At 70.9% G+C, this 12662-nt stretch carries 11 protein-coding genes; 4 read left to right on the top strand and 7 right to left on the bottom strand.

The annotated features are described in order from the left end of the window. The first annotated feature begins 85 nt into the window (after nucleotides 1-85). The 4 genes from ACFRIC_RS19425 to ACFRIC_RS19410 all read left to right on the top strand — a co-directional run bounded on the left by ACFRIC_RS19425 (nucleotide 86) and on the right by ACFRIC_RS19410 (nucleotide 3906). Nucleotides 86-607, top strand: coding sequence for an Lrp/AsnC family transcriptional regulator (locus ACFRIC_RS19425; protein ID WP_382787264.1), 522 nt, complete (start codon nucleotides 86-88; stop codon nucleotides 605-607). Between the two features lie 66 nt (nucleotides 608-673). Continuing rightward, the gene (locus ACFRIC_RS19420; RefSeq protein ID WP_328448005.1) at nucleotides 674-1102 is read left to right on the top strand and encodes a MerR family transcriptional regulator; all 429 of its coding nucleotides are present in this window, start codon (nucleotides 674-676) and stop codon (nucleotides 1100-1102) included. Continuing rightward, nucleotides 1099-1431: a thioredoxin domain-containing protein gene (locus ACFRIC_RS19415; RefSeq protein ID WP_355762299.1), complete on the top strand. Its 333-nt coding sequence runs from the start codon at nucleotides 1099-1101 to the stop codon at nucleotides 1429-1431. Before ACFRIC_RS19420 ends, ACFRIC_RS19415 begins: the two co-directional genes overlap by 4 nt. 159 nt (nucleotides 1432-1590) lie before the next feature. After that, nucleotides 1591-3906 (top strand): HelD family protein, encoded by a 2316-nt coding sequence (locus tag ACFRIC_RS19410; protein WP_382788016.1) that lies wholly within the window; start codon nucleotides 1591-1593, stop codon nucleotides 3904-3906. Between the two features lie 69 nt (nucleotides 3907-3975). On the opposite strand, the gene glgB is transcribed toward ACFRIC_RS19410, so the two are convergent. The 7 genes from glgB to treS form a co-directional block, all read right to left on the bottom strand. After that, nucleotides 3976-6288, bottom strand: a complete 2313-nt coding sequence (gene glgB / locus ACFRIC_RS19405) for a 1,4-alpha-glucan branching enzyme (RefSeq protein ID WP_382787261.1) — start codon at nucleotides 6286-6288, stop codon at nucleotides 3976-3978. 48 nt (nucleotides 6289-6336) lie between these two features. After that, the gene (locus ACFRIC_RS19400) at nucleotides 6337-7743 is read right to left on the bottom strand and encodes a phosphotransferase (RefSeq protein WP_382787259.1); all 1407 of its coding nucleotides are present in this window, start codon (nucleotides 7741-7743) and stop codon (nucleotides 6337-6339) included. 222 nt (nucleotides 7744-7965) lie between these two features. After that, on the bottom strand, nucleotides 7966-8589 hold the full coding sequence (locus ACFRIC_RS19395) for a hypothetical protein (RefSeq protein WP_382787257.1): 624 nt from the start codon (nucleotides 8587-8589) through the stop codon (nucleotides 7966-7968). A gap of 150 nt (nucleotides 8590-8739) precedes the next feature. After that, complete coding sequence (locus tag ACFRIC_RS19390) at nucleotides 8740-9237, bottom strand: hypothetical protein (RefSeq protein WP_382787255.1); 498 nt, start codon at nucleotides 9235-9237, stop codon at nucleotides 8740-8742. A 219-nt stretch (nucleotides 9238-9456) separates the two neighbouring features. After that, nucleotides 9457-10005, bottom strand: a complete 549-nt coding sequence (locus ACFRIC_RS19385; protein ID WP_382787253.1) for a hypothetical protein — start codon at nucleotides 10003-10005, stop codon at nucleotides 9457-9459. Nucleotides 10006-10131: 126 nt separating this feature from the next. After that, entirely contained in the window at nucleotides 10132-10734 is a 603-nt protein-coding gene (locus tag ACFRIC_RS19380; RefSeq protein ID WP_382787251.1) for a signal peptidase I, read from the bottom strand. A 707-nt stretch (nucleotides 10735-11441) separates the two neighbouring features. Then, the coding region (gene treS / locus ACFRIC_RS19375) for a maltose alpha-D-glucosyltransferase (RefSeq protein ID WP_382787249.1) at nucleotides 11442-12662 on the bottom strand (1221 nt) is incomplete at its 5' end.

The following is a 12662-nucleotide window of genomic DNA, read 5'->3' as shown; positions in this document are numbered from 1 at the left end:
GGGCACCGTTTCGCCGGGCGTTCACGGTGCTTCGGCCTGTGGTCATAATTCTCCCGTCGCAGGGGCCGGGACCGAAGGGGGAGACATGGGAGATCCGGCAGTCGCACCGAAAGAAACACGGCATCCGCGCGCCGTCTCCGGCGAAACGCCGGTGGGCTTCGACGCGCTCGACCGGCAGATCCTGGAACTGCTCCAGAGCGAGGGCCGCATCAAACTCAGCGAGCTGGGCCGCCGCGTCCGGCTGAGCCCGGCCGCCGTCGCGGAGCGGGTGCGCCGGCTGGAGGCGGCCGGAGCGATCACCGGCTACGGCGCCCAGGTCTCGGCGTCCCGCCTCGGCTACGGCATCCAGGCCTTCATCCGCGTCGATCCGCACGGCGGGTACACGCTGAAGCACCCGAGGACGCTGGAACTGCTGGCCCGCCCCGAGGTCACCGAGGCCCACCACGTCGTCGGCGAGGACTGCTGGATCCTCAAGGTCGCCGTCGAGGACACCATCCACCTGGAGGACGTCCTGGAACAGACCTCCGCGCTGGGGCGGACGACGACCTCGATCGTGCTGTCGTCCCCGGTGGACCGCAAGCCGCTGCTCCCGCGCACCTCACGCTGACCCACGCCGGGACGCCCCTCGCGGACCCTTGCCTTGACGTCGGCGTCAAGGACTACCGTCGGGGACATGCGAATCGGCGAGCTGGCCGCACGGGCCGGGACGACCACGCGGACCCTGCGCTACTACGAGTCGCGGGGGCTGCTGCCCGCGCGGCGGGGCGAGAACGGGTACCGCACGTACGACGAGCACGATCTGCGGCTGCTCCGGCAGATCAGGACGCTTCAGGACTTCGGGTTCGACCTGGAGGAGACGCGGCCGTTCGTGGAGTGTCTGCGGGCCGGACATCCCGAGGGCGACTCGTGCCCGGCGTCGCTGGACGTCTACCGGCGCAAGCTCGGCGAGCTCGACGCGCTCATCGACGAGCTGCGGTCGGTGCGGGCGCAGGTCGGCGAGCAGCTCGCGCGGGCGGAGCGGGCCCGTGACGAGCTGGCGGCCGACGCGGAGGTTCCGGGCGGTCCGGAACCCGTGTGCGAACTGGGAGGGCGGACGCGATGATCAGGGCGACAGGCGTGGCCGAGGTGACGGACGCGGACTTCGGGGCGGAGGTGATCGGCTCGGATCTGCCCGTGCTGGTGGAGTTCACGGCCGACTGGTGCCCGCCATGCCGGCAGATGGGCCCCGTGCTCAGCGAGCTGGCCTTCGAGGAGGCCGACCGGTTCAAGGTGGTCCAGCTCGACGTCGACACCAATCCTGAGACGACCCTGGCGTACGGCGTGCTCTCGATGCCGACGTTCATGGTCTTCCGTGCCGGTGAGCCCGTGAAGTCGATGGTGGGAGCCCGGGCCAAGCGACGGCTGCTCCAGGAGCTGGCCGACGTGCTCTGAGCCCACCCGGCGGAGAACCCGGCACCAGGCCCCCGGCGGCGCGCGCCCGGCACACAAAAAATCCCCTGGACAATTGCGTCCGGGGGATTTCTTTGCGTATATTCAATGATTCGCGACTTCGAAGATTCGAGTCGCGAAGAAGTTCAGTAGGCGCAGTATATCCGGGCGGGAGCAGAATTGTCAAACAAGGGATCGCACACAGAATTCCCCGACGATGAACTGCGAAGTGAGCAGGAATTCATCGACGGGTTGTACGCGCGTGTGGACGCCTTGCGCGGTGCCACCGAGGACTCCGTCGAGGACGCGCTCGCCCAGGGCAACACCCCCATGCAGGCCCGCCTCGAACGAGACGTCCTGGTCGCCGAACGCTCGGGCCTGCTGGCCGCGCTGAACGCCGTGGACGGCTCGCTCTGCTTCGGCCGCATCGACCTGTCCCCCGTGGCAGGGGCGCCCGCCGCAGGCGTCAGCCACCACATCGGCCGCATCGGCATCCGCGCCGACGACATCGAGCGCACCCCGATCCTCATCGACTGGCGGGCCCCGGTCGCCCGCCCCTTCTACCTGGCCACCGGACACACCCCGATGGGCCTGCGCCGCCGCCGGCACATCGGCACCGCCGGACGGCACGTCACCGACCTGCACGACGAGATTCTCGACCTCGGCGACCGCGAACGCACCGGCCACGAGGACCCGTCCGGCGACGCCGTGCTGCTCGCCGCGCTCAACTCGGCCCGCACCGGCCGCATGAGCGACATCGTGCAGACCATCCAGGCCGAGCAGGACCGGATCATCCGCGCACCGCACCGGGGCGTCATGGTCGTCGAGGGTGGACCCGGCACCGGCAAGACCGCTGTCGCCCTGCACCGCGCCGCCTACCTCCTGTACGAGCACCGCGAACTGCTCGCCAAGCGGGCCGTCCTGATCGTCGGCCCCAATCCGGCCTTCCTCGGCTACATCGGCGAGGTGCTGCCCTCGCTCGGCGAGACCGGCGTGCTGCTCTCCACCGTCGGTGAACTCTTCCCCGGCGTCCACGCGACCGCCGCCGACACCCCGGAGGCGGCCGCCGTGAAGGGCCGCGCCCGGATGGCCGACGTCCTCGCCGAGGTCGTCCGGGACCGGCAGGCCCTGCCCGACCCGGTGATCGCCATCGAGCACGACCGGGACGTCCTGATGCTCGACGCGGGCCTCGTCCGGGTCGCCCGGGACCGCACCCGCGCGGCCGGTCTGCCCCACAACATGGCCCGTGAACACTTCGAGGGCCACATCCTCAACACCCTCACCGACATGCTCGCCGAACGCATCGGCACGGACCCCTTCGACGGCTCCAACCTCCTCGACCCCAGCGACATCACCCAGATCCGCGACGAACTCGCAGAGAACCCCGAAGTCTGGTCGGCGATCGACCAGTTGTGGCCGAGACTGACCCCGCGGCGGCTCATCGCCGACTTCCTGGCCGACCCCTACGGCTACGTCCCCGACGAGGACGCGGCGGCCATCCTGCGCCCCTCGACCGGGGCCCGCGACTGGACCGCCGCGGACGTCCCGCTGCTGGACGAGGCGGCCGAACTCCTCGGCGAGGACGACCGGGTCGCCCGCGCGCTGGCCGACCGGGAGCGCCGTACGCAGATCGCCTACGCACAGGGCGTGCTGGACGTCTCCTACGCCTCGCGGACGTACGAGTTCGACGACAAGGACGAGGAGGACTCCGAGATCCTGTCCGCGCACAACATCATCGACGCCGAGCGGATGGCCGAGCGGCACGAGGAGGACGACCACCGCAGCGCCGCCGAGCGCGCCGCCGCCGACCGGACGTGGGCCTTCGGCCACATCATCGTGGACGAGGCGCAGGAGCTGTCGCCGATGGCGTGGCGGCTGCTGATGCGCCGCAGCCCCACGCGCTCCATGACGCTCGTCGGCGACCCCGCGCAGACCGCGGAGGCGGCCGGGGTCGGCTCGTGGGAGGAGATCCTCGCCCCCTACGTGCAGGACCGCTGGGAGCACACCCGGCTCGGCGTCAACTACCGCACCCCGTCCGAGATCATGGACGTCGCCGCCGGTGTCGTACGGGCCGAGCGCCCCGGGTTCGAGCCGCCGCGCTCCGTGCGGTCCACCGGGGTGAGGCCCTGGGCGCGGGAGGCCGGGGACGACCTGCCCGGCGCGGTCGCCAAGGCCGTCGCCGAACTGACCCCGGCCGAGGGCCGGCTCGCGGTGATCGCGCCCCGGGCCCTGCACTCCGCGCTCGCCGCGCGCCTGGACGGGGTGACGGCGGGCGGCGAACCCGACCTCACCCACACGGTCGTCCTCCTCGACCCCCGGCAGGCCAAGGGTCTCGAGTTCGACTCCGTCCTGGTGGTCGAGCCCGCGTCGTACGGGACGAGCGACCTGTACGTGGCGCTGACCAGGGCCACCCAGTCGCTGGGCGTCCTGTACACCGGCGAGCTGCCGGCCTCGCTGCGCGGCACGGGTCTGGAGTGAGGCCCCGCCCGGTTCCCGGCGGTGCGTCCGCCGGGAACCTGGGCGCGGACCGCGCCACCCGGAGGGGTCCTAGGCGGGCCGCAGCCACACGGTCGCGAGGGGCGGCAGGGTGAGCTGGATGCTGGCCGCGCGGCCGTGCCAGGCCGTGGGTTCGGGTTTGACCGGGTCGGGGTTGGTGACGTCGCCGCCGCCGTACTTCGCGGTGTCGGTGTTGAGGACCTCGTGCCAGGCCGGGATCTCCTCGGGGACGCCGAGGCGGTAGCCGTGGCGGACGGCGGGGGAGAAGTGCGAGACGGCGAGCAGCGGGGTGCCGTCGGCCGCGTGACGCAGGAACGCGAACACGTTGTCGTCGGCCGAGTCACCGGTGATCCAGGAGAAGCCGGACGGGTCCGTGTCGCGTTCCCACAGCGCGGGTTCGTGCCGGTAGACGGTGTTGAGGTCGCGGACGAGGTCCCGCACGCCACGGTGGTCGGGCTCGGCGCCGTAGGCCGGGTCGAGGAGCCACCAGTCCGGGCCGTGCGCCTCCGACCACTCCGCGCCCTGGGCGAACTCCTGCCCCATGAAGAGGAGTTGCTTGCCGGGGTGGGCCCACATGAAGGCGAGGTAGGCGCGGACGTTGGCGCGCTGCTGCCACCAGTCGCCGGGCATCTTGGAGACCAGCGAGCGTTTGCCGTGCACGACCTCGTCGTGGGAGATCGGCAGGACGTAGTTCTCGCTGTACGCGTACACCATCGAGAAGGTCATCTCGTCGTGGTGGTACTTGCGGTGCACCGGGTCGTGGGACACGTAGTCCAGCGAGTCGTGCATCCACCCCATGTTCCACTTCAGCCCGAACCCCAGACCGCCGAAGCCTCCGGGGCCGGTGTGGTGGGTGGCCCGGGTGACGCCGTCCCAGGCGGTGGACTCCTCGGCGACGGTGACGACACCGGGATTGCGGCGGTAGACGGTGGCGTTCATCTCCTGGAGGAAGGCCACCGCGTCCAGGTTCTCGCGCCCGCCGTGTTCGTTGGGGACCCACTGGCCGGGCTCGCGGGAGTAGTCCAGATAGAGCATGGAGGCGACGGCGTCGACCCGCAGGCCGTCGATGTGGAACTCCTCGCACCAGTACGTCGCGTTGGCGACGAGGAAGTTGCGGACCTCGCGGCGGCCGTAGTCGAATTCGAGCGTGCCCCAGTCGGGGTGGTCGGCGCGCCGGGGGTCGGCGTGTTCGTACAGCGGGCGGCCGTCGAACTCGGCGAGCGCCCACTCGTCGCGGGGGAAGTGCGCGGGCACCCAGTCCATGAGAACCCCGACCCCGGCCCGGTGCAGGGCGTCGACGAGGTGCTTGAAGTCGTCCGGGGTTCCCAGGCGCGCGGTGGGCGCGTAGAACCCGGTGACCTGATACCCCCACGAGCCGCCGAAGGGATGCTCGGCGACGGGCATCAGCTCGACATGGGTGAAGCCGAGGTCCGTGACGTAGGCGGGAAGCTGGTCCGCCAGTTGACGGTAAGTCAGACCCGGCCGCCAGGAGGGCAGATGCACCTCGTACACCGAGAACGGCGCCTCGTGGGCCGGCCGGTCGGCCCTCCTCTCCATCCACTCCGTGTCGCGCCACTCGTGGTGGGAGGCGTGGACGACCGACGAGGTGGCGGGCGGCGCCTCGGTGCGGCGGGCCATCGGGTCCGCGCGCAGGGTGCGGGAGCCGTCGGGGCGGGCGATGTCGAACTTGTAGAGCTCGCCCTCCCCGATCCCCGGAACGAACAGCTCCCACACCCCGGAGGAGCCCAGTGACCGCATCGGATGGCCCGTGCCGTCCCAGAAGTTGAAGCCTCCGGCCAGCCGCACCCCGCGCGCGTTCGGGGCCCACACCGTGAACCGCGTTCCGGTGACGCCCTGGTGCTCCATCGGCTCGGCGCCGAGCGCCCGCCACAGCTCCTCGTGCCGGCCCTCGCCGATCAGATGCAGATCCAGCTCGCCGAGCGCGGGCAGGAACCGGTACGCGTCCTCGGTCTCCAGCACCGTCCCCTCGTAGGCCACGACCAGCCGGTACGTGTCGGGGACCGCGCGCAACGGCAGCAGCCCCGAGAAGAACCCGTCCCCGTCGTCGCGCAGTTCCGCGCGCAGCTCGTCCGTCACGACCGTGACCCCGAGCGCGTACGGGCGAAAGGCCCGGAAGGCGACGCCGTCCGGCATCGGATGGGCGCCGAGCACCCCGTGCGGATCGTGGTGCGTGCCGTCGAGCAGCCGCAGGCGGTCCGCCGCGCCGAGACCGGCGGGATGCGCCGGCGCGACGGGGACATCGCCGCCGGCCCCCGGTCGCCCGGCGGGCCTCGTGTCTTCGGGGGCCGGTTCGTTCGCGCTGGTCTTCTTCGGAGTGTCGTCGGGCCGGGGGCGGGGCGTCACGGGCAGGGCCTCCTCGGGCGGTCGAGCTGGGGGCAGGGCACAGGGGGGTCAGGGTGATGCGGCCAGCCGCCGTACCGCCGCGAGCGGAACCGGCAGCCAGTCCGGGCGGTGCCGGGCCTCGTACACGACCTCGTACACCGCCTTGTCCGTCTCGAAGGCACGCAGTAATACGGGGTCCGTGCGCGGGTCGAAGCCGCTGACCTCGGCGTATCCGGTGCAGTAGGCGGCCCGGCAGGTGTCGGCCCAGCCGGACTGCGCCGGTGCCCCGGCCGCGCCCGGCGCCTGGGGCACGGAGTGGGCCGCGTAGTCGAAGGAGCGGAGCATGCCCGCGATGTCACGTGCCGGGGGCTGGGGCATCCGGCGCTCGGCGAGCGGTTTCGACGGTTCGCCCTCGAAGTCGATGAGCGACCACCCGCCGTCCGGGGAGCGCAGACACTGGCCGAGATGCAGATCGCCGTGGACGCGCTGCGCCGTCCACGTGTGGCCCTCGGCGGACAGGTCGGCCAGCGCCTCGAACGCCGTCCGCAGACCGGGTGCGTGGGGCCGGAGCACGGGCACCGCGTGCGCGGCGGCGTCCAGCCGCTCGGTCATCGCGTCGACGAGCGGCCGCACCTGGGCGTTGCCCAGGGTCACCACGGGCAGCGCGCGGGCCAGCGCCGTGTGCACCTCGGCGGTGGCCCGTCCCAGAGCCCGCGCCTCGGCGGCGAAGTCCTCGCCCTTGGCGAGTTCGCGCAGTGCCAGCTCCCAGCCGTCCGAGGCGCCCTGCACGAACGGCTGGAGCACGCCGAGGACGTACGACTGTCCGGACAGCTCGGTCCGCATCCAGGCCGTGGGTGCCGGAACCCGGGAACAGCCCTCGCGGGCCAGGGCCAGCGGCAGTTCGAGGTCGGGGTTGATCCCGGGGACGATGCGGCGCAGCAGCTTGAGGATGAACTTGTCCCCGTACACGACGGACGAGTTGGACTGCTCGGCGGTCATCATCCGCGGTACGAGGCCGGGCCGTATCTCCCGTCCGGTGTCCCGCTCGAAACGCAGCCCGCCGATGCGGGCCCGGGAGCGCAGGGCCTCCAGGAGCACATCGGCGGGCTGGGGGTCGTACAGGGCCTCGTACACCGTGCGTCCGGCGAGGGGCCCCTCGGTCAGGTGCCCGATCAGCGCCGGGGCGAGCCTCGGCGGCAGCGCCTCGCGTACACCGATCAGTAACTGGTAGCAGTCGCCGGGGACGGCCGGGGCGCCCGGCACGGGCGGCTGATGGGCCCGCGTCAGCAGGTGGAACAGCCCGAGCGGGCCCTTCGCCGGCAGCAACTCGGTGGCGGCGACCGCCGAGAGGCCGGTGACGGGCCGTCCCTTGCCGGCGAACCAGCGCTGCCGCGGCAGCCAGTCGCGCAGCAGGGGATCGAGGGAGGCCAGAAGGCCGGGACCTGGGGGCGCGGTGCGTGTGACGGCTTCCGACATGGGTCGCGTCCTTTCCCCGTGGTCGGGGTGTTACGTATGCGTGCCCCGACCGGCGCCGTGGAAACCGCCCCGCCCGGGGGCCTTTTCGGTCGGGTGGGCCCGGGAGATTTCCCTCGGACACGGCACAAGGGTGTCCAATTCCGGTGCGCGACACCAGACCTGGACACCCGTGCGCCGTTCACTCCGCCCGTGCCACGAGGGACCGGACCGGGGGGACCCGGGTCAGGCGGTGGTGTAGGCGAAGGTGAGGCGGATGTCCTTCGCGTGGTCCTTGGAGATCTTGTCGCCCGACTTCCTGGGCGTGAGCCAGAGTTCGTACTCGGCGGACTCACCCTGCTGATCGGCCGCCGCCTTCAGCACCGTCGTGCCCTTGACCAGCCGGACCTGTGCCGTGACCTTCCCGACGAGGTCGGAGGGCAGGCTGAGCGTGGCCGTGACCGACAGGTCGATGTCACCGGTGTTCCGCACCGTGAAGCCACCGACCATCTTGGCGCCGCTACCGGTGAACTCGATCTCCTTGTTCTTGTACGTGAAGACCGGGGCGGCGCTCGTGAACCAGTCGCTGGAGTTCAGGGCGGCGGTCTGCAGCCTGGCGGTCTTCGTGGGAGTGGGCGTGGGAGTAGGCGTCGGGGTGGACGTGGCAGTGGGCGTCGGGGTGGACGTCGGGGTGGACGTCGGAGTGGGAGTGGGCGTGGGTGTCGGGGTGGGAGGGAAGTCCGCCTCGACCGTGAAGGACCCTGTCACGGCGCTGGTGAACGTGGCGCCGCTGCTCACGCCGACAAGGCCAATGCCTCCCGCGGCCAGTACGAGTACCGCCGCGATCTTTCTCCGGTCGGAGATGGCCATTGGTGTAGCGCCCTTCTGATTGAGCTGGGGTCGGGTCTGCGCCCCGGTGAAGGGGTGCCATGGCGGTGAACGCCTTGGCCCACCCGGCCCGTCCGGCGCGGGGCCGGAGCGGACCGGGTGGGCTGGGGGTTCGCGTGGGACGCGCCCGGATCAGGCGGTGGCGTCGACGCGGAAGGTGACCTTGGCCGTCTTGCCGGAGGACTCGTTGCCGAGGTTCGTGGCCTTGATGACGACGCGGTACTGGACGTACTGGCCGGGCGCGACCGTGTCGGACCCGTCGGTGTCCCCGCCGGTGCGCTCCAGCGAGACCTTGACGTCGAGGTCGCCCGTACGCGCCACGCTCGCGTCGAACTTCACGGGAATGTCGCCGTGGTTCCAGACGGTGAGGTTGGAGTTGTTGAGCGGGACGGCGATGTCCTGCGTCGACGAGGTGATCAGCAGCGGCTTCTCGAGCGTGGCCGAGTGGCCGTCGTCGCCGATCGCCCAGCCGTCGGCCTGGATCGAGATCTTCGCCGTACCGGCCTTGACCGTGGACTCGGCGGTCACGGTGTCGGTGAACACGGCGCTGCTGCCGATGCTCACCAGACCGATGCTGCCGGCCAGGATCGCCGCGACGGCGACGGCCTTCTTCTTGTTGGAAATGGCCATGTGAAGGACCTCTCGGGAGCGGGGCTCCGGCGTGCGAGGGCGTCCGCCCGGCCCGGCCGGTGTCCCCGTAGGGTGGGTGCAGCGCCTGAACCCGCCGCGGGAGGGCAATCCCACGGCGGGTCGGTGGTCACTGGACTAGGGCGTTTCGCGGGGTGGGCCGGAGGTTCCGGCCGATGGAAGCGGTCGGAAACCGCTCCGGCCCACTCACGCGGGGGTGGATCAGGAGGTGGCGGTGACCTTGACGGCGACCGAACCGGTCAGGTTCTGCCAGGAGTTGTCGAGGTTCTTGACCTCGATCTCCACCTTGTAGGTGGCCTTGGCGCCCTTGTTCAGCCAGGTCGTGTCGGTGGCGGCGTCGACGCGCGTCACCTTCACGTTGAGGGCGCCGCCCAGGTCGCCGCTCTTCACGACGTCGAACGCGACGCCCGCACCGGCGGTGCCGTCGTTCTCGACGGTGAAGTTGGTGACCAGACGGCTGGTGGAGGAGCCCAGGAGCTGCTCGCCCTCGAGGACGGCGTAGTTGCCGGACACGATGTTCCAGGCCGACGTGCCGCCCCAGGTGTAGGTGGCGTGCGGCGCGACACCGTCGTACGCCGAGGTGGCGCCTTCGGCCTTGACGATGTTGAGGTCGGCGTGGCCGGAGCGCAGGTCCGTCTGCGCGGTGACCGTGTCGGTGAAGGTGGCGCCGGCGCCGGCGCCGATGAGGGCGAGGCTGCCGACGGCGATCGCGGCGGCGGCGATCGTCTTCTTCTTGGCGGTAATGGCCACGGTGTGGGCCCTTCTGTTGGATGGGTGAGGCTTCGGGCTTGCGCCCAGGGCAGGACGCGGCTCCTCCTGGCGGCCCACTGGCTGGGTGCCGCCCGGCGTCGTGTCACGGGAAGGGATCCCGTCGCCCTATGGGGTGGTGGTCTGTGGGGTGGGCTTCTTCGGGCGCCACAGCAGGACGACGGTGCCGCCCACGATCAGCACGGCGGCCGCGCCGAGCAGCACCCTGAAGCCGGTTTCGGTGTGGATCGAGGTGACGACGTAGCCGATGTACGGCACGTCGTGGCGGACGATCCAGGCGGTGTCGTCCTTGGGACGGACGTGCCAGGGGTCCTTGGTCCGGTTGGCGTCGCCCTTGGTCTCGAGGACCGGGCCCTGCGCGGAGCGCGTGATCTTCACGATCCGGTGGACGACCTGGCGGTCCGGCTCGTCCGGGCGGTGGAAGATAACGATGTCACCGACCTTCAGTGACGTCACCGGCTCCCGCTGCGCGATCACGACGCTCCCGGTCGGCAGCTTCGGCTCCATGCTGCCGCTGAGAACCGAACTGGCCTCCCATTTACCGGACTTGACCGCGACCGCCGCCACCGCGAAGCCGACGGCGAGCAGGACGACCACGAGACTCAGCAGGGCCGAGAGGACCCGGTGGGCCCAGTGCCGGCGCCGGGGCGGCCGCTCGGCGGCCGGCGTCCCGGCGGGCTCCGCCGTCGCACTGCGTACTGCCAGCTTCAACTGTTCTCTCCTGCGGACGAGTTCGGGCCTGTGGAGCGCGCGGAGACGCGCGGAGAAGCGAGGTCGCGGAGCCTCCGGGGAGGCGCGGGGGAATGTCGCTCGGGGGCTTGCGCATCCCCCGCGCCGGCTGGGGGAAGAGCCGCGGAGTCCGCGGGATCTCCGTGTCCGAGTGCGGGTCGGACGGAGGGCGGCGACAGGACGGGCCCTTGTCCGGGAGACAGAGCGGGTTCCCGGGTCGTCCCGTCGCCGCGGTCTTCACGAAATGCGCACGACGTCGGGCCGGGGGCCGGCCGGCCATGAGGCCGCCCGTCGGTGCGGGGCACCGGTCCGCCGTGACGAAGAGCCGCTATAAAGCGGTACCTGGCCTGGACAATCTCATCCACTCCCGCGCTGTGCGCATGCCGTGAACTCCCCCCCAGGGAGTGGCCTCCGTCGAGGCGGCCAAGATCAGATTAGGGGTGTGTGCGCATGGTGGGAAGTGTGTGGATGAAGTGTGGAGGCCGCGTTATCGAAACGTGATGTTCCGGCGGTTTGAAGGGGGTGAGACGGCCGCAGTTGCGGCTTCCGGGGAGTGTGCCCGGATCTGTTGGACGCCGGGCCGAAGGCCGGGATTCGGCGGGCATGTCATGACGTGACCAGGGCCAACGGCCGCGTCCGGAACCCTGGTCGGGCTCCGGACGACGTCCTTTGCGGGGAATTGCGGCGTGCTAGCCGGCTTCCTTCCGGAGCCGGAACCAGTAGAAGCCGTGGCCGGCGAGGGTCAGCAGGTAGGGCAGTTCGCCGATGGCGGGGAAGCGCACGCCGCCGATGAGCTCGACCGGGTGCCTGCCGTTGAAGGCGCGCAGGTCGAGCTCGGTGGGCTGGGCGAAGCGCGAGAAGTTGTGCACGCACAGCACCAGATCGTCGTCCTCCTCGCCCTCGACCGAGGGTGCCTCGCGCAGGAAGGCGAGGACGGCGGGGTTGGAGGAGGGGAGTTCGGTGTAGGAGCCGAGTCCGAAGGCCTTGTTCTGTTTGCGGATCTCGATCATGCGGCGGGTCCAGTGGAGCAGCGAGGAGGGCGACGACATGGACGCCTCGACGTTGGTGACCTGGTAGCCGTAGACGGGGTCCATGATCGTGGGGAGGAAGAGGCGGCCGGGGTCGCTGGAGGAGAAGCCGGCGTTGCGGTCGGGTGTCCACTGCATGGGGGTGCGCACCGCGTCGCGGTCGCCGAGCCAGATGTTGTCGCCCATGCCGATCTCGTCGCCGTAGTAGAGGATCGGCGATCCGGGCAGGGAGAGCAGCAGGGCGGTGAAGAGTTCGATCTGGTTGCGGTCGTTGTCGAGGAGGGGGGCGAGGCGGCGGCGGATGCCGATGTTGGCGCGCATACGCGGGTCTTTCGCGTATTCGGCGTACATGTAGTCGCGTTCTTCGTCGGTGACCATTTCGAGGGTGAGCTCGTCGTGGTTGCGCAGGAAGATGCCCCATTGGCAGTTGCCGGGGATGGCGGGGGTCTTGGCGAGGATTTCCGAGACGGGGTAGCGGGACTCGCGGCGGACGGCCATGAAGATGCGGGGCATGACGGGGAAGTGGAAGGCCATGTGGCATTCGTCGCCGCCGGAGGGGAAGTCGCCGAAGTAGTCGACGACGTCCTCGGGCCATTGGTTCGCCTCGGCCAGCAGCACCGTGTCCGGATAGTGCGTGTCGATCTCCTTGCGCACCCGCTTGAGGAACTCGTGGGTCGCAGGAAGGTTTTCGCAGTTCGTTCCCTCGACCTGGTACAGATACGGCACCGCGTCGAGGCGGAACCCGTCGATCCCCAGGTCCAGCCAGAACCGCAGCGCGGAGATGATCTCCTCCTGGACGGCCGGGTTCTCGTAGTTGAGGTCGGGCTGGTGGGAGAAGAAGCGGTGCCAGTAGTACTGCTTGCGGACGGGGTCGAAGGTCCA

Origin of the sequence: Streptomyces sp. NPDC056738 (assembly GCF_042790435.1) — a bacterium.
Lineage (GTDB): Bacteria > Actinomycetota > Actinomycetes > Streptomycetales > Streptomycetaceae > Streptomyces.
This window is presented reverse-complemented; position numbering and strand designations above follow the sequence as displayed.

Coding starts and splice junctions, on each gene's coding strand:
- ACFRIC_RS19390 (WP_382787255.1), bottom strand. CDS start 9,237: ATGGCCATTTCCAACAAGAAGAAGGCCGTCGCCGTCGCGGCGATCCTG.
- ACFRIC_RS19400 (WP_382787259.1), bottom strand. CDS start 7,743: ATGTCGGAAGCCGTCACACGCACCGCGCCCCCAGGTCCCGGCCTTCTG.
- ACFRIC_RS19420 (WP_328448005.1), top strand. CDS start 674: ATGCGAATCGGCGAGCTGGCCGCACGGGCCGGGACGACCACGCGGACC.
- ACFRIC_RS19415 (WP_355762299.1), top strand. CDS start 1,099: ATGATCAGGGCGACAGGCGTGGCCGAGGTGACGGACGCGGACTTCGGG.
- ACFRIC_RS19395 (WP_382787257.1), bottom strand. CDS start 8,589: ATGGCCATCTCCGACCGGAGAAAGATCGCGGCGGTACTCGTACTGGCC.
- ACFRIC_RS19425 (WP_382787264.1), top strand. CDS start 86: ATGGGAGATCCGGCAGTCGCACCGAAAGAAACACGGCATCCGCGCGCC.